The sequence below is a fragment of the Proteus vulgaris genome (assembly GCF_016647575.1).
GTDB lineage: Bacteria > Pseudomonadota > Gammaproteobacteria > Enterobacterales > Enterobacteriaceae > Proteus > Proteus mirabilis_B.
In genome coordinates, this window is record NZ_CP032663.1 from 3564579 (window position 1) to 3585614 (window position 21036).

15 protein-coding genes and 1 tRNA gene are annotated in these 21036 nt (G+C 39.0%); 11 read left to right on the top strand and 5 right to left on the bottom strand.

Going from position 1 to position 21036, the window contains the following annotated elements:
• Nucleotides 1–28 precede the first annotated feature (28 nt).
• A complete protein-coding gene (gene epmB / locus D7029_RS16305) occupies nucleotides 29–1057 on the top strand; it encodes an EF-P beta-lysylation protein EpmB (protein ID WP_194951253.1) in 1029 nt (342 codons plus the stop codon).
• A gap of 107 nt (nucleotides 1058–1164) precedes the next feature.
• Here epmB and D7029_RS16310 read toward each other — a convergent pair whose 3' ends face one another.
• The 5 genes from D7029_RS16310 to D7029_RS16330 form a co-directional block, all read right to left on the bottom strand.
• Nucleotides 1165–1509 carry a DUF4156 domain-containing protein gene (locus D7029_RS16310; RefSeq protein WP_023582946.1) on the bottom strand — a complete coding sequence of 115 codons (345 nt, stop codon included), beginning with the start codon at nucleotides 1507–1509 and terminating at the stop codon, nucleotides 1165–1167.
• A 324-nt stretch (nucleotides 1510–1833) separates the two neighbouring features.
• On the bottom strand, nucleotides 1834–3465 hold the full coding sequence (locus D7029_RS16315; protein WP_194951254.1) for a Na+/H+ antiporter: 1632 nt from the start codon (nucleotides 3463–3465) through the stop codon (nucleotides 1834–1836).
• Between the two features lie 189 nt (nucleotides 3466–3654).
• On the bottom strand, nucleotides 3655–5301 hold the full coding sequence (gene groL / locus D7029_RS16320; RefSeq protein WP_194951255.1) for a chaperonin GroEL: 1647 nt from the start codon (nucleotides 5299–5301) through the stop codon (nucleotides 3655–3657).
• Nucleotides 5302–5353: 52 nt separating this feature from the next.
• Nucleotides 5354–5647 (bottom strand): co-chaperone GroES, encoded by a 294-nt coding sequence (locus D7029_RS16325; RefSeq protein ID WP_036914050.1) that lies wholly within the window; start codon nucleotides 5645–5647, stop codon nucleotides 5354–5356.
• A 169-nt stretch (nucleotides 5648–5816) separates the two neighbouring features.
• Nucleotides 5817–6323: an FxsA family protein gene (locus tag D7029_RS16330; RefSeq protein ID WP_088494535.1), complete on the bottom strand. Its 507-nt coding sequence runs from the start codon at nucleotides 6321–6323 to the stop codon at nucleotides 5817–5819.
• Nucleotides 6324–6696: 373 nt separating this feature from the next.
• Here D7029_RS16330 and aspA point away from each other — a divergent pair, with 373 nt between their 5' ends.
• The 10 genes from aspA (at nucleotide 6697) to D7029_RS16380 (ending at nucleotide 21030) form a co-directional block, all read left to right on the top strand.
• Entirely contained in the window at nucleotides 6697–8121 is a 1425-nt protein-coding gene (gene aspA / locus D7029_RS16335; protein WP_088494534.1) for an aspartate ammonia-lyase, read from the top strand.
• A gap of 158 nt (nucleotides 8122–8279) precedes the next feature.
• On the top strand, nucleotides 8280–9605 hold the full coding sequence (locus tag D7029_RS16340; RefSeq protein WP_194951256.1) for an anaerobic C4-dicarboxylate transporter: 1326 nt from the start codon (nucleotides 8280–8282) through the stop codon (nucleotides 9603–9605).
• A 184-nt stretch (nucleotides 9606–9789) separates the two neighbouring features.
• Nucleotides 9790–10362, top strand: a complete 573-nt coding sequence (gene dicD, locus D7029_RS16345) for a division control transcriptional repressor DicD (RefSeq protein ID WP_194951257.1) — start codon at nucleotides 9790–9792, stop codon at nucleotides 10360–10362.
• A 296-nt stretch (nucleotides 10363–10658) separates the two neighbouring features.
• Nucleotides 10659–10734, top strand: a tRNA-Phe gene (locus tag D7029_RS16350).
• Between the two features lie 277 nt (nucleotides 10735–11011).
• Nucleotides 11012–11347 carry a type II toxin-antitoxin system PrlF family antitoxin gene (locus tag D7029_RS16355; RefSeq protein ID WP_088494531.1) on the top strand — a complete coding sequence of 112 codons (336 nt, stop codon included), beginning with the start codon at nucleotides 11012–11014 and terminating at the stop codon, nucleotides 11345–11347.
• A gap of 6 nt (nucleotides 11348–11353) precedes the next feature.
• Nucleotides 11354–11827 (top strand): type II toxin-antitoxin system YhaV family toxin, encoded by a 474-nt coding sequence (locus D7029_RS16360; protein WP_194951258.1) that lies wholly within the window; start codon nucleotides 11354–11356, stop codon nucleotides 11825–11827.
• 309 nt (nucleotides 11828–12136) lie between these two features.
• Nucleotides 12137–12784, top strand: a complete 648-nt coding sequence (locus D7029_RS16365; RefSeq protein ID WP_194951259.1) for a CPBP family intramembrane glutamic endopeptidase — start codon at nucleotides 12137–12139, stop codon at nucleotides 12782–12784.
• Nucleotides 12785–13086: 302 nt separating this feature from the next.
• Nucleotides 13087–13722 carry an OB-fold-containig protein gene (locus tag D7029_RS16370; RefSeq protein WP_194951260.1) on the top strand — a complete coding sequence of 212 codons (636 nt, stop codon included), beginning with the start codon at nucleotides 13087–13089 and terminating at the stop codon, nucleotides 13720–13722.
• A gap of 87 nt (nucleotides 13723–13809) precedes the next feature.
• A complete protein-coding gene (locus D7029_RS16375; RefSeq protein WP_194951261.1) occupies nucleotides 13810–16005 on the top strand; it encodes a flotillin family protein in 2196 nt (731 codons plus the stop codon).
• A gap of 90 nt (nucleotides 16006–16095) precedes the next feature.
• Nucleotides 16096–21030, top strand: a complete 4935-nt coding sequence (locus D7029_RS16380) for a DNA repair ATPase (RefSeq protein ID WP_194951262.1) — start codon at nucleotides 16096–16098, stop codon at nucleotides 21028–21030.
• Nucleotides 21031–21036: the final 6 nt, after the last annotated feature.

A 21036-nucleotide genomic window follows, 5' to 3' on the forward strand; every position in this document is an offset into this window, starting at 1 on the left:
TTTTAATTTAAAATGGCATAGCCAAAAAATGGCACACATTGTAACTCATAATCACCCCACCAGAGAAGTCTGGTTAACACAACTCGCGCAGGCAATCAGTGATCCTGTTGAATTACTCCAACTTTTAGCGTTGGAACATCACGCTGATCTCCAAAAAGGGGCTCAGGCACGACGGCTTTTTCCGCTACGGGTTCCCCGTGAATTCGTTGCACGCATGAAAAAAGGCGATCCTAACGATCCATTACTTTTACAAGTATTAACTGCAAATGCTGAATTTACCATAACACCGGGATTTTCTACGGATCCGTTAGATGAGCAACAAAATGCGGTGCCGGGTTTATTACATAAATATCAGAATCGTGCATTGCTTCTGGTCAAAGGTGGTTGCGCTGTCAATTGTCGCTACTGTTTTCGTCGTCATTTTCCTTACGAAGATAACAAAGGAAATAAAGCGAATTGGCAAAAAGCAATTGAGTATATCAAAAATAACCCAAAACTCGATGAAATCATCTTCTCTGGGGGAGATCCCCTTATGGCGAAAGATGATGAGCTTGATTGGTTGATTACACAATTAGAGGCTATTCCTCATCTTAAGCGCTTACGTATTCATTCTCGTTTACCTGTGGTCATCCCAGCACGTGTCACTGATGCGCTATGTCAACGCTTACAACAATCACGTTTGCAAAATATCATGGTACTGCATACCAATCACGCCAATGAGATTGATGATGCATTAAGAGAAGCCTGTGCAAAACTAAAAAATGCCAATGTCACTTTATTGAATCAAGGTGTGTTATTACGAGGTGTCAATGACAGTGCTGAAGTCCTTGCGGATTTAAGTCGTACCCTCTTTGATGCCGGTGTTATGCCGTATTACTTACACGTTCTAGATAAAGTACAAGGTGCTGCTCACTTTATGGTGCCAGACAGTGAAGCGAGAGAAATTATGAAAGCACTGATGAGCTTAGTTTCAGGTTATATGGTTCCCAAACTCACGCGTGAAATCGGTGGTGAACCGAGTAAAACATTGTTAGATCTTGGGTTACGCCAGCAATAATCAATGCCACAAAAACAAAAAAGCTGTAGCTCAGTTCAAATAGATGAAGTGACTACAGCTTTTTTATCTATTAGCAGACTAATAAATAGTGAATAAATTAAATGCCCTTATTGGCATTTATAAACTTGTCCACTCATTTTGCTATCTAATGGTGCAAAGCTATCAACAAAGCTACCTGCGCCAGTACCAACGTTAAAAATAACGTTACCACCCATTGCGGCTGCTTTATTACGTAGATCGTTAGCAGCACCTCGCAGTGATTGGCTTTCAGTACGGGAACCTGATAACCAGTTATTTTGAACACCTGTCACTGTTCCTAATAATTGGCATTCACTGCCTGGTTGCGTATCAGTGATTTGTACCTGTGAGCCCGCAGTGCTTAATGTGTTTGTTGCAGAACAGCCTGCTAGTAACAACGCTGCAGCAGCTCCCAATAACAATTTAATTCGCATGATCCCCTCATTTATTTGAGTGTCCGTTTAGTCACGACAACAATATACCTTGTCATCCCTATTATGCGCAAAAATAAATCATCATTGCTATCTCACATTAGCCAATAGCCTTAAGATATTATTTTCGCTTTAAACTTATTTTAACGTACAAATTCAGCTTTGAGATAGACAAAGCAATAATGTCTCTATTCTACACCGCTTTTATGCTTTTAAAACGATCTGGCTTATTTTCGGTCTATACAGTGCGAGAATGAACACACAATTAGTTCATTTTTTAAAAATCTTCAGACAGCAAATCGCTATCTGAAGATAATATTGTCCAAATTAACTCAAATGATGATTCAGTGCTTCTTCTTTTAAATCTAATTCATGTCGTAAACGGTGGTAAATATGTTCACTAATATGACGAGATTTGCGTAATTGTTGCAATGTATCTCGCTCAATTTTTAACGCACTACGCGACAATTTACGCTCCATACTAAACAAGCGTTTAAGATCAAGTGCACCTTCTTGCACACTGTCTTCGCTATCAAGACGACGACTGTAGATTTCTAACAAATGAGAACCCGCTTCTATACGTAATGACATTTCATCAAGATCTTCACAAGGTTGATTCATCAATTCATTAATATGTGCAATCGCCGCTTCGTTTAACGCCAAGCGAGTACGAATTTCATCATCTTCATACGGTAAATCTTCTGATAGCCCTTTGGTTAAAATCGGCAATGCGATAGTTGCAATTAATAATGAACAGAGAATAACGCCCATAGCAATAAAGATTGCGAGATCACGCGTTGGGAAAGGTGAACCATCTGTCATTAATAAAGGAAGAGTTAAGATACCTGCTAGTGTAATTGCACCTCGTACTCCTGCGGTTGCCATAATGGCCATTAAACGCAGATCATGGCGAGATAAACGTTTATCAGGAGAGCGGAATACTGTCAGCGACATCGAGATCCACACCCATGTAAAACGTAATACAGCAAGCCCTATCGTAATAATAATGATGTAACCTACTACCGCCCACGGATTAGTCGCGCCAGCGGATTGCGTCACTTCAGGTAACACTTTCCACATTGCAGGAAGTTGTTCACCTAATAAAATAAAAATCATCCCATTAAGTGCAACTTGAACCGTATCCCAAACCGCTTTACTTTGCATACGTGTAGCGGCTTGCATACGACCCACAATTTTCTCGTAGTGCATTGCAATACCAGCAACAACTGCGGCTAAGATCCCCGATACATGGAAATGCTCCGCCAATAAATAAGCAATAAATGGCATCAATAAGCTTATCAAAATTTGGATAGCCGGATCTTCACCGGTACGTTTAACCAAAAACTGATTTAATCGACCAATAACGCCCGCCACAATTAATCCAATTGCAGCACCACCTAAAGCCACAACTAAAAATTGTCCTGTCGCTGAAGCAATAGAAAAAGATCCCGTTAATGCAGCTGCAACAGCAAAGCTAAAGCAGACTAAACCTGTCGCGTCATTAAGCAATGATTCGCCTTCTAAAATATGCGTCATACGCGAAGGAAGTGGCGAATTTACGGTCATAGCCGAAACTGAAACAGGATCGGTTGGTGACAAAATTGCCGCTAATGCAAAAGCAATCGCAAGTGAAATTGAAGGAATAAGCCAGTGAATAAAAAAGCCCATACCAATCACTGTCACTACGACTAAACCAATTGCCAGCGACATAATCGGTTTAATTTCTTGGAATAACGCCTCTTTGGGAATACGCCAACCATCTAAAAAGAGCAATGGAGGAATAAACAGGAATAAGAAAAGATGCGGATCGAAATCAACTTCAAAGCCAAAGATAGATAAACAAGCTCCGACAGCAATCTGGATCAAGGGCAAAGGAATTTTTTCTGACAGTAATCGAGAGATAAATACACTCACAATCACGGCAAAAAGAAAAATAAGCACGATGGCGACGACAGACATGGTGAACACCCCAATTTATTTAATTATTTTTTAAGCGATGCAGTAAAAACGATCTGTTGCCTAGTTGTAAAGAAATAAGTTGTTTCTAATTATATAAAAAATAAATTATTAGAGACTTCTGAAGTAAAAATGCATAAAAAAACCCGAGCCTAAGCTCGGGTTCTTCGTGCAAAACAGTTAGCTGATGAATTACATCATGCCGCCCATTCCACCCATGCCGCCCATACCACCAGCGCCACCTAAATCCATTTTGTCGTCTTTAGGTAAATCTGTGATCATCGCTTCTGTTGTGATCATCAGACCTGCGATAGATGCAGCAAATTGCAGTGCAGAACGAGTCACTTTAGTTGGATCTAAGATACCCATATCAATCATATCGCCGTAAACATCTGTTGCAGCGTTATAACCGTAGTTACCTTCACCTGCTTTCACGTTGTTTACAACAACAGATGGCTCTTCACCTGCGTTAGCAACGATTTGACGCATTGGGGATTCCATTGCACGTAATGCAACGCGGATACCTACTGTTTGTTCTTCGTTATCACCAACCATCTCACGCAGAGCGTTAGCAACACGAACCAGAGCAGTACCACCACCAGCAACAACGCCTTCTTCAACTGCTGCGCGAGTTGCGTGCAGAGCATCGTCAACACGAGCACGTTTTTCTTTCATTTCAACTTCAGTTGCTGCACCGACTTTAATTACTGCAACACCGCCAGCTAATTTAGCAACGCGTTCTTGTAATTTTTCACGGTCATAATCTGAAGTTGCATCTTCGATTTGTTGACGGATTTGAGATACACGACCGCTGATTGCGTCTTGATCACCTAAACCATCAATAATTGTTGTTGTATCTTTGTTGATAACAACGCGTTTTGCTTGACCTAAGTCTTCTAATGTCGCTTTTTCTAACTCCATGCCGATTTCTTCAGAAATTACAGCACCGTTAGTTAATGTTGCAATATCTTGCAGCATTGCTTTACGACGATCACCAAAGCCAGGTGCTTTAACAGCAGCAACTTTAACGATACCACGCATGTTGTTCACAACTAATGTTGCCAGTGCTTCACCTTCAACATCTTCTGCAATGATAAGCAGAGGTTTGTTAGCTTTAGCAACGCCTTCTAATACAGGCAGTAATTCACGGATGTTAGAAACTTTTTTGTCAACTAACAGAATGAATGGGTTTTCTAATTCTGCTGTGCCTGTTTCTGGTTTGTTGATGAAGTAAGGAGACAGATAACCGCGGTCAAACTGCATACCTTCAACAACGTCTAGCTCATCTTCTAAGCCAGTACCTTCTTCAACGGTGATAACACCTTCTTTACCAACTTTATCCATCGCTTGTGCGATCAGAGTACCGACGGTTTCATCAGAGTTAGCAGAAATTGTACCAACCTGAGCAATCGCTTTAGTATCTGAACATGGAACAGACAGTTTTTTCAGTTCTTCGACTGCTGCAACAACGGCTTTATCGATACCGCGTTTCAGATCCATTGGGTTCATGCCAGCAGCAACTGCTTTTAAGCCTTCGGCAATGATTGATTGTGCTAATACTGTTGCAGTTGTAGTACCGTCACCTGCCGCATCATTGGCTTTAGAAGCAACTTCTTTCACCATCTGTGCACCCATGTTCTCGAATTTATCTTCGAGTTCAATTTCACGTGCAACAGATACACCATCTTTAGTAATAACAGGTGCGCCGAAAGATTTATCTAAAACAACGTTACGACCTTTAGGGCCTAAAGTTACTTTAACTGCATCTGCAAGAACATTAACACCACGTAACATTTTATTACGAGCATCTACACCGAATTTGACGTCTTTAGCTGCCATCGTATATTTCCTTTGAATTCGTTCAGTTTAAGAAGATCTTAAAAGAGAAAAATTATTCTTCTACAATTGCTAAAATGTCGCTTTCAGACATGATAAGCACGTCTTCGTTATCAATTTTTTCTGTTTTAACGCCATAACCGTCGTTAAAAATTACGATATCGCCAACTTTAACATCCAGCGGTTTAACGTCGCCGTTTTCCATAATACGGCCTTGACCTACGGCTAAAATTTCGCCACGAGTAGATTTACCCGCCGCTGTGCCAGTCAGTACGATACCGCCTGCTGATTTAGCTTCGACTTCTTTACGTTTAACAATAACACGGTCATGTAATGGACGAATCTTCATTAATAGTGCTCCTATAAAAAAGTCCATATCAGGATTAAGGTTGATACCAGTGCCCAAGATGAACCAGTACCATGACGATACAGGTGGGGGCATCCGGTAAAACTTCAAGGGGAGAAGTGTGATTTTTTTTCAAATTTTCCCCATTTCAGTTGATTATGCTTTGGGCTAATTATTTTTTGTCAGAAAAATGGTCGTTATCCTGATCTTCAGCCTTATTATTCAGCTGGTTACTCGGTGAATCCTCTTTACGCTGAAACTCGCCTTCGAATGTTGTTCCATTCTGATTAGAAGAAAATCCACTTTGACCATGACCTGCTGAATAAATTTGAATTCGAGAGATCAATTTCGTCACTAATAGCGCTTGCAATGGGGGTAATAACAACAGCAAGCCCAAGAAATCCGTAAAGAAGCCGGGGATCAACAATAAAATACCCGCCAATATTAACGAAACGCTTTTCACCATTTCTGCTGCGGGGACTTCACCTACTGCAAGTTTTTGTTGCATTGAAGCAATATTTTTTACGCCCTGATTTTTTACCAGTGAGACACCAACACAAGAAGTCAGCACCACAAGGAATAGTGTTGTAAGAACGCCAATAGAAGATGCCACATTGACGAAAATAACAGCTTCTATATAGATAAGAAGGCAGATAATAATTAATGGGAGCCAACGCACTTGGTTCTCCTTTTTATAAAAAAGATTCATATTATTAATAGAAAGGAGTGTGAACTACATCTAAGGTGATGGTTTACAAACTCGCTTTTTCTTAGTTTATCTACATAATAATGGGGAGCCTAACACTCCTTTTCAAGGGGCGTTAAAAAGAGAAGTAGAACTGTAAAATCCATGAGATAGATCACAAAAAGAAAATATTTGGACATTATTTACTTATAAAGTGATCCAGCTTAAAGGTATTTGTTCACAACCCGAATATGATCGTGTCAGTACCAAGCAAAACGGTAAGTTATATTACATTATTAACCGTTAACGATATATTTTATTAACAAGCGCATAACTAGACAGTTAAAATTTTAATAAGAAGGTTCTCATGTCAAATAAAACTCGTATCGAAGAAGACCTGTTAGGTAAAAGAGAAGTTCCTGCTGATGCTTATTACGGCGTCCACACTTTACGTGCTATTGAAAACTTCTACATCAGTGATCGTACCATCAATGATGTTCCAGAATTCATCCGCGGTATGGTAATGGTGAAAAAAGCTGCTGCATTAGCAAACAAAGAACTTCACACTATTCCTCGCGAAATCGCTGATACGATTATCAAAGCCTGTGACGTAGTATTAGAAACAGGTAAACACATGGATCAATTCCCAGTTGATGTATTCCAAGGCGGTGCTGGTACTTCATTAAATATGAATACCAATGAAGTTATCGCAAACATCGGTCTGGAATTAATGGGCCACCAAAAAGGTGAATACCAATACCTGAACCCGAATGACCACGTCAATAAGAGCCAATCAACAAACGACGCTTATCCTTGTGGCTTCCGTGTAGCGGTTTATAACTCTGTTATCAAATTAACTGAATCTATCGAACTGCTGAAAGCAGGTTTTGATAGAAAAGCGGTTGAGTTCAAAGACATCCTGAAAATGGGTCGTACTCAATTACAAGATGCTGTACCAATGACTTTAGGTCAAGAATTCCACGCTTTCTCTGTACTGATGAAAGAAGAAATCAAAAACCTGAAACGCACTGCTGAGTTATTGTTAGAAATGAACTTAGGTGCAACAGCTATCGGTACTGGTCTGAATACAGCGCCTGGTTACCAAGAACTGTCTGTTAAAAAATTAGCAGAAGTTACTGGTTTAGCATGTGTTCCAGCAGAAGACTTAATTGAAGCAACTTCTGACTGTGGTGCTTATGTGATGGTTCACGGCGCATTAAAACGCTTAGCTGTGAAAATGTCTAAAATCTGTAATGACTTACGTTTACTGTCCTCTGGTCCTCGTGCAGGTCTGAAAGAAATCAATCTTCCAGAACTACAAGCAGGCTCTTCAATCATGCCAGCTAAAGTAAACCCAGTAATTCCAGAAGTTGTTAACCAAGCTTGCTTTAAAGTTATCGGTAATGACACTTGTGTGACTATGGCTGCTGAAGCAGGTCAATTACAATTAAACGTAATGGAACCAGCAATCGGTCAAGCAATGTTCGAATCAATCTCTCTATTAAGCAACGCTTGCCGTAACTTAGTAGAAAAATGTGTTGATGGTATCACTGCGAATAAAGAAATCTGTGAACACTTCGTATTCAACTCAATCGGTATCGTTACTTATCTGAACCCATTCATCGGTCACCATAACGGCGACATCGTTGGTAAGATTTGTGCTGAAACAGGTAAGAGTGTACGTGAAGTTGTTCTAGAACGCGGTTTATTAACCGAAGAACAACTGGATGATATCTTCTCTGTTGAGAACTTAAAAAACCCGGCTTACAAAGCAAAACGCTTCGATGATTAATAATTGTGTTTTATAACATGACACTGTTAAACATAAGAATGAGCTCTTAAAAACACAAGGCACGGACTCTTTAAGAGACGTGCCTTTTTACTTGATTGTAAAAACATAAATTTAACTTATTTTTCTCATTTTTTTAATTATCTCAAGGAGTAAACGCTATGTTAGCCGTAGAATTGATTATCGTTCTGCTGGCCATTTTCCTCGGTGCGAGACTTGGGGGAATTGGTATCGGGTTTGCCGGTGGTTTAGGGGTTTTAGTTTTAGCTGCTATCGGTGTTAAACCTGGTTCAATCCCTTTTGATGTTATCTCCATCATTATGGCTGTTATTGCCGCAATCTCTGCGATGCAGGTTGCTGGTGGTTTGGATTACCTTGTTGGCCAAACTGAAAAACTGTTAAGACGTAATCCAAAATACATCACAATTCTTGCGCCAATTGTGACTTATTTCTTAACTCTATTTGCAGGTACAGGGAACATCTCTTTAGCAACACTGCCAGTTATCGCTGAAGTTGCAAAAGAACAAGGCATCAAACCTTGCCGTCCTTTATCAACTGGTGTTGTTGCAGCCCAAATCGGTATTACTGCATCTCCAATCTCTGCTGCTGTTGTTTACATGGCATCTGTCATGGAAAACCCAGCAATGGTTGGTGAAGGTAATACAGTAAGCTACATCACTCTGCTGTCTATCTTATTACCAGCGACTTTCCTTGCAATCATCCTGATGTCATTCATCGTGTCTTGGGTATTTAACTCAAAACTGTCTGATGATGCTGTCTATCGTGAGCGTTTAGAACAAGGTCTGGTTGAATTACGTGGTAGCCAAGCGCGTAGAGAAACATTACCAGGTGCTAAATCATCTGTAATGCTGTTCCTACTGGGTGTTCTGTGTGTTGTCACTTATGCAATCATCAACAGCCCAAGCTTAGGTATTGTCAAAACTCCACTGATGAATACGACTAACGCTATTCTTATCATCATGCTGAGTGTTGCAACCTTAATCACTGTTTTCTGTAAAGTTAAAACTGACAACATCCTAAACTCAAGTACCTTTAAAGCAGGTATGAGTGCATGTATTTGTATTCTGGGTGTTGCATGGTTAGGTGATACTTTCGTTTCAAGCAACATCGATTGGATCAAACTGACTGCGGGTGACTTAATCACTGGCCATCCTTGGTTATTAGCGGTTATCTTCTTCTTCTGTTCTGCTCTGTTATATTCTCAAGCAGCAACAGCGAAAGCGTTAATGCCAATGGCTTTAGCATTAGGTGTATCTCCATTAACTGCGATTGCATCTTTCTCTGCAGTTTCTGGTCTGTTCATTCTGCCAACTTACCCAACACTGGTTGCGGCGGTTCAAATGGATGACACAGGTACAACTCGTATCGGTAAATTAGTCTTCAACCACCCATTCTTTATCCCAGGTACTATTGGTGTGGTATTAGCTGTCGGATTTGGTTTCCTCTTCGGCGGTATGATCCTGTAGTTTGAAGTAAAAAATTAAAACATTGCAAAAAAGCGCCTAGCGCTTACAAGAAATAAAAAAACAAGAAAATACCCCGTCGCAAGATGGGGTATTTTCATTTTAGCCTGTCGTTCCTTGCTTTCATTTTTAGCTAAAGTCTGCTAATTATGATGTTCTCGCGACAACGTGATTTAAGGAGATTTCCGTGCAACGTGAAGCGTTATTAGACCACGTACTTATCCAGTTAGAGCAATACGGCTTAGCTGCAACCTTACCTGAGCTTCTTCAAGATTCTGGTATCCATGAATCTGATCTTCACCCTTTCTGGCCAGATAGAGACGCCTTGATTTTTGATTGTCTTCGCCACCACGGACAGCAAATTGATATTTGGCAACGCCAAGTCATGCTAGATGAAGAACTGACTATCGAACAAAAATTACTGGCTCGTTATGATCAACTGGCGATACGTTTAGAGAAAAATCGTTTTCCCGGTTGTCTATTCGTAGCGGCTTGTAGCGCATATCCTGATGAGCACTCTCAAATTCACCAATTAAGCCAACGTCAAAAGCAAAGCTCATTTGATTACTCTAGAACGCTACTACGCGAGCTTGATATCGAAGATAGTGAGTTAGTTGCCAAACAGATGGAACTCATCTTAGAAGGCTGTTTAAGCCGTTTAATGGTGAATCATCACGCTGATGATATTATTACAGCAAAATTATTGGCAGAAGATATTCTCAAGATTGCTCAATGCCGTAAAAATGGTGCACTAAGTTAGTTTTGAGTGTTGGAAAACGAAAGAAATGAGTTATTTTTTCGCTTGTACTCAATTTCTCTCTGTTGAGTAGCGAAAAATAAATTAAATCATCAAAAAAAGAGAAAGTTTTCTCTTTGATATGCAAAAAAGTGAATATCTTTACTGATTGTTATTTAAGCATTTTTTACTAAAAAATAGCTTATGATGAAAAATTAAACTCGAATAGAATAAAAAGAAAGCAAACAAACTTATTTTTGCATTTTTTATTAAAAAGACGTTGACGCATCACGCTGAATACGGTTTAATGCGCCTCGTTAGCCCGAATAGCTCAGTCGGTAGAGCAGGGGATTGAAAATCCCCGTGTCCTTGGTTCGATTCCGAGTTCGGGCACCATCTTTAGAAAAACCAGCCTTAGGGCTGGTTTTTTGCTTTCTAGCGGTTTGAAAATCATTCTCTCAAGATCCTAGCTATTTTCTTTTCTTATATATTTAACAACACTGACGTAACCTCACATCAATTCATACATTAAAGACATAGCCGTATTCATAGATTTTCAATTAATTTTAGAGCAAAAAAACAATGCAATTAAATTGCAATGCATTTGCATTGTTTTCTTCTATTATCTATAATCAGTTCATAAAACATACACCGTAAGTAAAAGGAGCAAATCATGCTAACCCACGTTTGCACTGACAACATCGCTCTTGAAGCTGATTCAAAAATAACAGAACGTCATCAAACCACAATTCCCGCGTCAATTAGAGAAGCTCTACATCTTAGTGGTGGAGATCGTATTCACTACAAATTACTGAGCACTGGTGATGTACTTATCTCACGTCACAGCGATGGATCAAAAGATCCTGTTATGGCATCGTTTCTTAATTTTCTCGCTCAAGATATAACTAATCATCCTCAAACCATTCAACCTCTCGATATATCTCGCGGTTTTGAATTAGTTGAAGGTATGGATATCAACCTTGACGATGACATCACCGATAACGAATAAAATAATATGGATTTCCCTACAGATTTGAATGGATGGACAATCTATGCACATCCTTGCTTTAAACAACAATATGATGAATTACTACAAAAAGTTGAAGCACTGAAAAAAAAATATCCCGAAGATTATCAGAAACAAGCAGATACAAAAATTTTTGCTCATGTATTGAAATCTATAGTAAACATCACAAATGATACACGGGCACCAGAGTTTAGGTTGGGTAATACTTTAGGAGAAGAAAATAAAAATTGGTCACGAATTAAATTAGTAAATGGAAGATATCGTTTATTTTTTAGATTCAGTTTTAAGGAAAAGATCATCATTCTGGCATGGATAAATGATAATGATACTTTGCGAACTTATGGCAATAAAACTGATGCTTACCGAGTCTTTGAGAAAAAACTAAAGAAAGGTCACCCGCCTAAAAATTGGAATGATTTATTTAGTGACTGTATAAATGAAGCTGACTGTCAGGATCATTAATTTTCTATCTCTTATCACTTTTTAAGGTGATAAGTTTTTGTTTACAAAAAAAGATAATTCTTATTAAGTCAATAATCGATTGAATATTTGCCTATAATTTTTAGAAATACAATAAATCTCTTAGTGAAGAACGTTATCATTTTTTGAAAGTGAAAAATAGAATATACAAAATATTTTATAATCATTGATTTTCATCTTAATTATTAAAGTAGAGTAATATCATTTTCATTAGATATAATTAATATCTAAACTCTGTTTTCTATAATATCGCTCTAAACGGTATGATTTATCACCCAAGGATCAACAAAAATGGAATTTCCCAAAGACCGAATTTATCACTCCTTTATCTGTATACTTGCCTTTATAGGTTATTTTTTCTCTTCTTTTAGTCTATTACTGACGCCAGCGCCTGCAGCGCTATTTCAATCACCTTATATCATCTCATTAGTCAGTTTTTTTATTTATCTCCCCTACTGTCTAATTATTTGGTTTGCCTATCAAAAACATATTAAATTAATGCCGTTAGGTCGCCTTCAATGGAGTACACTAAAAGCCCCCTTTTTAGCCTTAGTGGGATTATATTTTATTAGTCTATTTTTAGGCTCTGAAGATGATTCATGGGTTACAGAAATCGAATCTATTACAGGTTTTGCCTTCTTCTTATTTGCACTCTCAGTTATCTTTATTGCTCCAATTACTGAAGAAATCATTTTTAGAGGTTTTCTACTAAATGCAGGTATGTGGTATGGCAATATTGGCAAATGGGTAGCCATTATTCTCTCGTCACTTCTATTTGCAGCGATGCACACTCAATATGAGTCAATCACTACATTTATCCTTATTTTTGTTGTGGGTGTTGTGTTTTGCCAAATCAGAATAGGAACTCGTTCATTAATCGCACCAATAGTGTTACATGGGATACACAATACAATCAGTATCGTTTTTTTAATGTTATAGAGTTTTTATTTAATAAATTTCTATTTTTTATAACAAAATACTTATTCACTTAAAAAGAAATGATATTTAATAGATGAAAATATTTTTATTATTTTTTAGAGAATGATCTGATTCTATACGCAATAATACCGAATATTATTTATAATTATCTCAATAAGTTATATTAAATTCTATAAAAGATAAAATCGAAAAATAAATAGAGAATGTGATTATAACTACATGCTTTTTCAACGTTTTGAAGTATGATAAGAGATATTAATATGACAATAACATTGCCATTTTCTTAAATTAAGAGAACCTTTATGAATTTGTTTTTCCAAAATAGCCTAGCGTTTCCCAGCATTATTTTTAGTGCATTACTTATTATTATCTCTTTCTATTGGCTTTGCGCTGCTTTTGGATTATTAGATATTGATTTATTTAATATTGATAGTGAATTAGATATCAATGTTGATGCAACAGGGCTTGCTGGTTGGTTAACTAAATTAGGATTAGCCGGTATTCCTGTCACCATTATTTTAACTTTCTTCACCCTTTTTGGCTGGTTTATCAGTTACTTTACTAATTATTGGATTATTAGTGCTATTGAAACGAATTTTATTCGTTATTTAACAGGCTTTGTTGCCTTTATCATTACCTCTTTTATTGCACTTAATCTTACGGCGGTATGTTTAAAACCGATCCGTAAAAAACTGATGTCACGTAATAAGCCTAAATCAGTACACCAATTGGTAGGTAAATTAGCGTTAGTACGGTCAATCAATGTAACAGAAAACAAAGGTGAAGCTGTTTTAGAAGATGGAGGTGCGGGTTTAATTTTACAAATTAGAGCGCCTGAAACAGAAAATATTAAACGAGGGGATAGCGTAGTTATTATTAGTTATGACGCGCCCACTCACAGTTATCAAGTCGTAACGGAAGATGAATTTCATCGCTAATATCTACATTTGATGAAAGACAATTTAGTTAACAGACAAACACTATTAAAAAATGACGGTATCGTCTGAACCTATGGAGAAAAAAGTATGGATTTGGCTTTCGTTATGCCTTTCTTAACTGTCGTTGGTTTCACAATCCTAATTATTTTAGGGCTATTTGGATTATTTAAGGCTTTCTATATTAAGGTGCCTCAAGGTACAGCCTTAATTGTCAACGATATGACCTCACAACCTAAAGTCCATTTTACGGGTGCATTGGTTTATCCTGTTATCTACAAAAAAGAGTTTATGCGTATTTCTCTTTTAACATTAGAAGTAGACCGTCGTGGTAAAGATGGCCTGATTTGTCAGGATAACTTACGTGCAGATATCACGGTTGCTTTCTATCTACGTGTTAATGAAACCACTGAAGACGTACTAAAAGTCGCGAAAGCCATTGGTGTTGATAGAGCCTCCGATCATCAAGCAGTCAGTACGCTTTTTAGTGCAAAATTTTCTGAAGCATTAAAAACCGTAGGTAAACAACTGGAACTGTCTAAGCTTTTTGAAGATAGACAAAATTTCCGTGATCGCATTGTTGATGTCATCGGTAAAGATCTAAACGGCTATGCATTAGAAGACGTTGCTATCGACTATTTAGAACAAACCCCGAAATCAGCGCTTGATCCTAATAATATTTTTGACTCTGAAGGTATCCGTAAAATCACGGAAATTACCGCCATTCATAATATTGAAACCAACCAAAAAGAGCGCGATCAAGAGCTCGCTATTCAAAAGAAAAACGTTGAAACTCGCGAAGCAAGTCTGGCTTTAGAGCGCCAACAAGCAGATGCAGAAGCACGCCAAAAACGAGAAATCGACAATATTCGCGCTCGTGAAACGTCAGAAACACTACGCGTTCAAGAAGAAGAGCGTCTTAAAGCAGAACAAGCTCGCATTCAGACTCAACAAGAAATTGAGATCCGTGAAGAAAACCGTATGCGCGAAGTGGAAGTTGCACAACAAAATCGTACCCGCGCCGTCACTATTGAACAAGAACGTGTAAATCGTGCACGTGAATTAGAAATTGTGGCTCGTGAACGTGAAGTTGAGTTGCAACGTATTGAGAAAGAAAAAGCGTTAGAAGAAGAACGTAAAAACATCTCAAATGTTATCCGTGAACGTGTTGCCGTAGAGAAAACCGTAGCTCAAGAAGAAGAACGCATTAAAGAAGTACGTGAAGTTTCAGAAGCTGAACGTATGCGCCAAGTCACTGTGATTAATGCACAAGCGGAAGCGGAAGAATCTTTAGTTCGCCAAGTGAAAAGAGCTGAAGCCGATGAATCTAGTGCTAAACATAAAGCTGAAGAAATCAGCACAATGGCAAAAGCTGAATTAGAAGCCTCAGTAAAACAAGCCGAAGCGAAAAAACGTTTAGCTGAAGGTATTGAAGCAGAGCACGCAGCATTAGGTCTTGCTGAAGCTCGTGTACGTCAAGCAACGGCGGAAGCTGAAGAGAAAGAAGGCTTAGTACTTGCTAATGTCACTGCTGAAAAACTATTAGCAGAAGCTCGAGGCATGAAAGAAAAAGGCTTAACTGAAGCGCAAGTGATGGAAGCTAAAGCACAAGCTCAGCAACAACAAGGCCTTGCAGAAGCGAAAATCTTGGAAGAAAAATTAGCCGCTCAAGCGCGTGGTGAAGAACAACAAGCCCATGCAAAAGAGAAGCTAGGTTTAGCGGATGCTAAGATCCTTGAAGAAAAACTCGCTGCTCAAGCGCGTGGTGAAGGCCAATTAGGTTCAGCACAAGCCGAAGTTATTCGTCAACGTCTGAAAGCAGAAGCAGATGGTTTAACGGATAAATTTAAATCGATGGATCACCTCAGCGATACGGCACGTTCGCACGAAGAGTTCCGTATGCGTCTTGAAAAACAATTTGAACAAGCAATGGCGTCTATTGAAGCCAATAAAGAAATTGCACGCGAACAAGCTGATGTATTGGCAGCCGCTCTAAGCAAAACCAATATTGAAATTGTGGGTGGTGATGGCAACTTCTTTAATACCTTCTCTAAAGCATTAAGCTTAGGTAAAGCTGTTGATGGTTTTATGGATAAAAGCAGTTTTGCCAAAGAGAACGTTGAAAAGCTGATTAACCGTACTCAACAAGATAAAAAACTCGATATCGCTTCTTTATTAAAAAATCCTGAAGTTCAAGATTTAATTAATGGATTTATGGCAACAAAAGGCGCCAGTCAGCTAATTAAAGATGTGACAACTAAATCAGACTCCTCTAAAGAAGAATAATTTTATTTAAAGGAGGTGAAAAGACATAGCGTTTATCTCTGTGTCTTTTCTTTTGTTTTTATCGTTTAAGCCAAGGAAATCCGTTATACCATGTCTGACATTCTGGATACGAATCGCGAGCAGGAAATACTCGATAGCGCCGTTGCACAAGGTGGTGCGTATGAAATTTTACGCAAACGCCTCACTGAACAAGGCCAACAACTTCATCAAAAAGCCACTGAGCTCAATCAGTATCGCTTAGATGAATTTGGTCAAAGCCAAATGGATATTATTGGCCGTATTCGTATTCGCACTGAAAATAACTGCCAAGCCAGAGATATTGTTCGTGTAGGTGAGTGGTTACTATTTGGTTATAACGTTTTCCTTGGATTAAAACGTGAAACACATCTTGAAGATGTTTTTTCACTTTATCGTTTAATTGAAAATGAGGGCGAGTTTGATGTTGAAGCCGTACCTTATGAAAATACGTTCTTAAACGACAATCGCTTTATTCAAGATTTTACTGAGCTCTATACTTACTATAAAAATACGCAACTATTACAGTTAGTTGAGCGTGACGGAAAGTTACTCGCCAGTTTCCAGATTGGTGCTCGTATTACTGATGTGCGTGTTTTTCGTTGGTCAATTTCAAGTGATAAGCAACGTATTGAATATATTGATAATCGTGGTGAACGCGATATTGCTCTTCCTCCTGCTTATGATTTTGAATGGACAAAAACCCAACGTGAAGATACGGTCAACGGCCGTTTTCCTCATATCAATATTCTTGATACCGTTTTTGTCGAAACAACTGGTGGCGATCTAACCGTTAAATGTGAAAATAATACTGAAGATGGTTTAGGTATTTATCGTGAAGCTGTATTAGATAAGAACCAATCTCTCGATGATGCACAAATTGAATATGCTCAAACAGGCAGTTTAATTCTGTTAAAAATCTTGCCGTATCGAGAAGAAAATTGGCGTTATTTGGTCTACAACATTTTGGCGCAAACCGTACAACGCATTGATGCGATTGGGCAAGCTTGCGTCCAATTACCTGAAGATCATGGCATTATTTTCCCTGGTGGCTATTACCTGCAAAATGGTGAATACAAAACCTTTGATCAACCGATGGAAGGTATGTATTTCCGCCGTCTGCGCCGTTCGCCTAATGGTGAAGACGTGTTATATGTTTTCTACTCGCCTTCACAAGGTCGCCTCGCGCTTTTCAATTACAATATGATTGAACGCAAACTTGCTGTGCCTTTAGTCGGTCATGGCTATGCGATGTTAGAAGACGGGAAAATGGTACTGTTTGAAGGTGAAGGCGAAGAAGCAACGCGCGTTCATCCAATGCAAGTTTGGCAAACCCCGTTCTATTCAGAAGAATTTGCCGATAAACAACCGCCTCGTAATGGTTTCTATGGAAGAATTGGTAATGCTGATTTAGTGCGAGGTATTTCTGAAATATTGCATGTCGCAAAAGAAATTGAAGGTAATCAAATTTCTATTGCTCGTTATGAACAGCTTAGTTCACAACCTAAAAATTTATTAGATCTCTATTATTGGTTTAACGATGAACACTGTTTGGGTATTGGAAAACTTCTCAAAGATATCGCTCAAACCAGCGAATTAGTGCTTGATGAATATGAAAAAGTAGAAAGTATTCGTCAGCAATCTGCGAAATCCATGCTTGAAGCGGTGAATCGCCAAAAATCACTACTCTCCTTAACACTGCCTGATAGCTGGACAGATATACAACAATTTGTTGATAGCTTAAATTCACTGAATGCTCATCGTGGGCATCTGATTTCATTGCGTGAATTCCGTTATATGGATTTAACCAAGCTCAGCGCGATGGAAACGGAAATTACAGAAACTCAGCAACGTGTTTCTCAAGCCACAGCGCTGTTTCTTGCCAGTGATAAAGCGTTACAACCGTTTAAAACTCAGCTAGTTACTTTTGAAAATCTCATTGAAAAAGCGCAAAACAGCGCACAGTTAGATATCCCGATGAATGACATGGAAAAAATGTCCGCTGATTTGGATATGCTTTCTAACTTAATGGCATCTTTAACATTCCAAGATGTCACTCAACAAACCCATATTATTGACGCGATTTCACAGATCTATGCTCAACTAAACCAATCCCGCGCTCGACTACAACAAAAACGCAAATCACAAAGTAGTGTCGAAAGCGTGGCACAATTTGGCGCACAATTTCGCTTATTTAGCCAAGGGATCACCAATGCATTATCCCTTGCAACCGATCCTGAGCGTTGTGACGATCAGCTTTCTCGCTTATTGCTTCAATTAGAAGAGCTTGAAAGCCAATTTAGTCATCATGATGAGTTTCTTGATGATATTCTCGCTAAACGTGAAGAGTTAGTTGAAACCTTTGAGTCGCACAAACAAGTACTGCTTGATGATCGTCAACGTCGCTCACAAAGCCTGCTTACTGCAGCAAATCGCTTGCTGGAAAATCTGCAACGTCGTACTTCTCGTTTGCAATCACAAGATGAATTAAATGCATTTTTCGCATCCGATCCACTATCATTAAAAACACGAGAAATCATTGAAAAGCTAAGAGAAATCAATGATAACGTCAAAGCTGATGATATTGATGCGCGTCTAAAATCCTCTCGCGACCAAGCTATTCGTATTCTGCGGGATAAAACTGATATTTTTGAAGACGGCGGTAATGTCATTAAATTAGGGCCTCGCCATCGTTTTAGTGTTAATACGCAAGAGCTTGATCTCACTATCTTACCTAAAGAAGATAAACTCTGGTTATACCTAACAGGCACAGATTACCAAGAGCCGATTGAAAATGCAGAGCTAGCCCAATTACAACCTTATTGGAATGCCTCACTTGAGTCTGAATCTGACACCGTTTATCGCGCAGAATACCTCGCTTATTCCATTATTTATGCCGCAGCAAAACGTCAAGATGGCCTTGATTACGAAACGCTAAAAGAAGCACTCACCATTCCAGAAAAACTGGAAAAGCTCGTACGTGATTTCGCAACACCACGTTATAAAGAAGGCTATGAAAAAGGGATCCACGATCACGATGCGATCGCTATATTGAAAAAGCTGCTCCCAATAGGTGAAAGTGCCGATCTTCTACGCTACAACCCGACTGCTCGCGCAGTAGCCGCACTATTTTGGGAAACCAAACAAAATGAGCAATACCCTGCTTTGTGGCCTGAACGTGCAAGAACTGCACTGAATATTCAGCAATTATTCCATACAGATGACGCGTTAACCGATCTGCAAGCTGAAATCGAAGCGGATATACGCCTATTCCTTCATAATAATCCGATTGAGTGCGAACACTATATTCCGATACAAGCCTCTGAATATTTAAGCTTTGCTTTGGCGAGAACACCCATTGAATTGGTTTATAGCAAATATGCTAAAGAGTTAGTGGTTGCACTGCAAAGTCGATTAGAAGAAGCCCATATGTGGATGGACTTTAATCGTTCACAACAAAATTTAGGCACGCGATACGCACAGCGTTGGGCACTGATCCAAAATTGGCTACAAGGGTTATGCTCTCTACCTGATTATGCCGATCTTACCCCTTATATTCCGGGTGCTATCGCTATCATTATTTTAGATAAAGTCGCATCAGCGCGTTATAGCGAAGCCGATTTATACTTTACAGTAACAGGTTTATTAGGCTCTCACCCAACGATTGAAAACCAAGCGTTATCACTCAGTTTAGATGATTATTTCAGTCGAATGCGTGGGCAAAGAAAGAACTTTATTCCTGCATTTCGACAGTACCTCACCTTGCGCCAGAAAATAGTCAGTGATGAACGTGAGCGCTTAAAATTGCATGAATTTAAAGCCAAACCATTAAGCTCTTTTGTCCGTAACAAGCTGATTAATGATGTTTACTTGCCGATTATTGGTGACAATATGGCAAAACAAATCGGGGCTTTAGGAGAAGGTAAGCGCACCGATTTAATGGGATTATTGTTAATGATCTCCCCTCCAGGTTACGGTAAAACCACATTAATGGAATATGCTGCGGCACGTTTAGGTCTGATTTTTATGAAGATCAATGGTCCTGCATTAGGACATAACGTGCTATCGCTCGATCCGGAACAAGCGCCCAACGCAACTGCGAGACAAGAGCTTGAGAAGCTCAACTTAGCGCTAGAAATGGGTAATAACGTTATGCTGTATGTGGATGATATTCAGCATACTCACCCTGAATTCTTACAGAAATTTATCTCACTGTGTGATGGAACAAGACGTATTGAAGGGGTATGGAAAGGAAAAACCAAAACCTATGATATGCGGGGTAAAAAATTCTGTGTCGTGATGGCAGGAAACCCTTATACCGAATCAGGCGAAGTTTTCCGTATTCCTGATATGCTGGCTAACCGTGCTGATATTTATAACTTAGGTGAAGTATTAGGGGGTATGGATGAAGCCTTTGCGCTGAGTTATATCGAAAACAGCCTAACATCCAATGCGGTATTGGCACCGCTGGCTCTGCGTGATCTTAACGATCTCTATGTTTTAGTGGATAAAGCAATGGGGAAATCCGTTTCGACCAACACATTAAGTTATCCATATTCAGATGCTGAAATTAATGAAATTGTAATGGTACTTAAACACTTAATTACCTTACGAAATGTTATCTTAAAAGTGAATCATCAATATATTGCCAGCGCCGCTCAATCAGATAAATATCGCACAGAGCCAGCATTCCGTTTGCAAGGCAGTTACCGCAATATGAATAAGTTAAGTGAGAAAGTGTCTGCGGTAATGAATGATGAAGAAATTGAACGCTTGCTAGACGATCACTATCTTGGTGAAGCACAACTGCTAACAACGGGCGCTGAAGAGAACTTACTAAAACTCGCTGAATTACGTGGAAAATTAACCGAAAAAGATACTACTCGTTGGACACAAATCAAGAAAGACTTTATGCGTAATAAGGCATTGGGTGGTGATAACGCTGATATTGGCGACCGCGTAGTATCACAGTTAGCCAATTTAGTGGAAAGTGTGCAAGGTCTACGTTAAAGATAA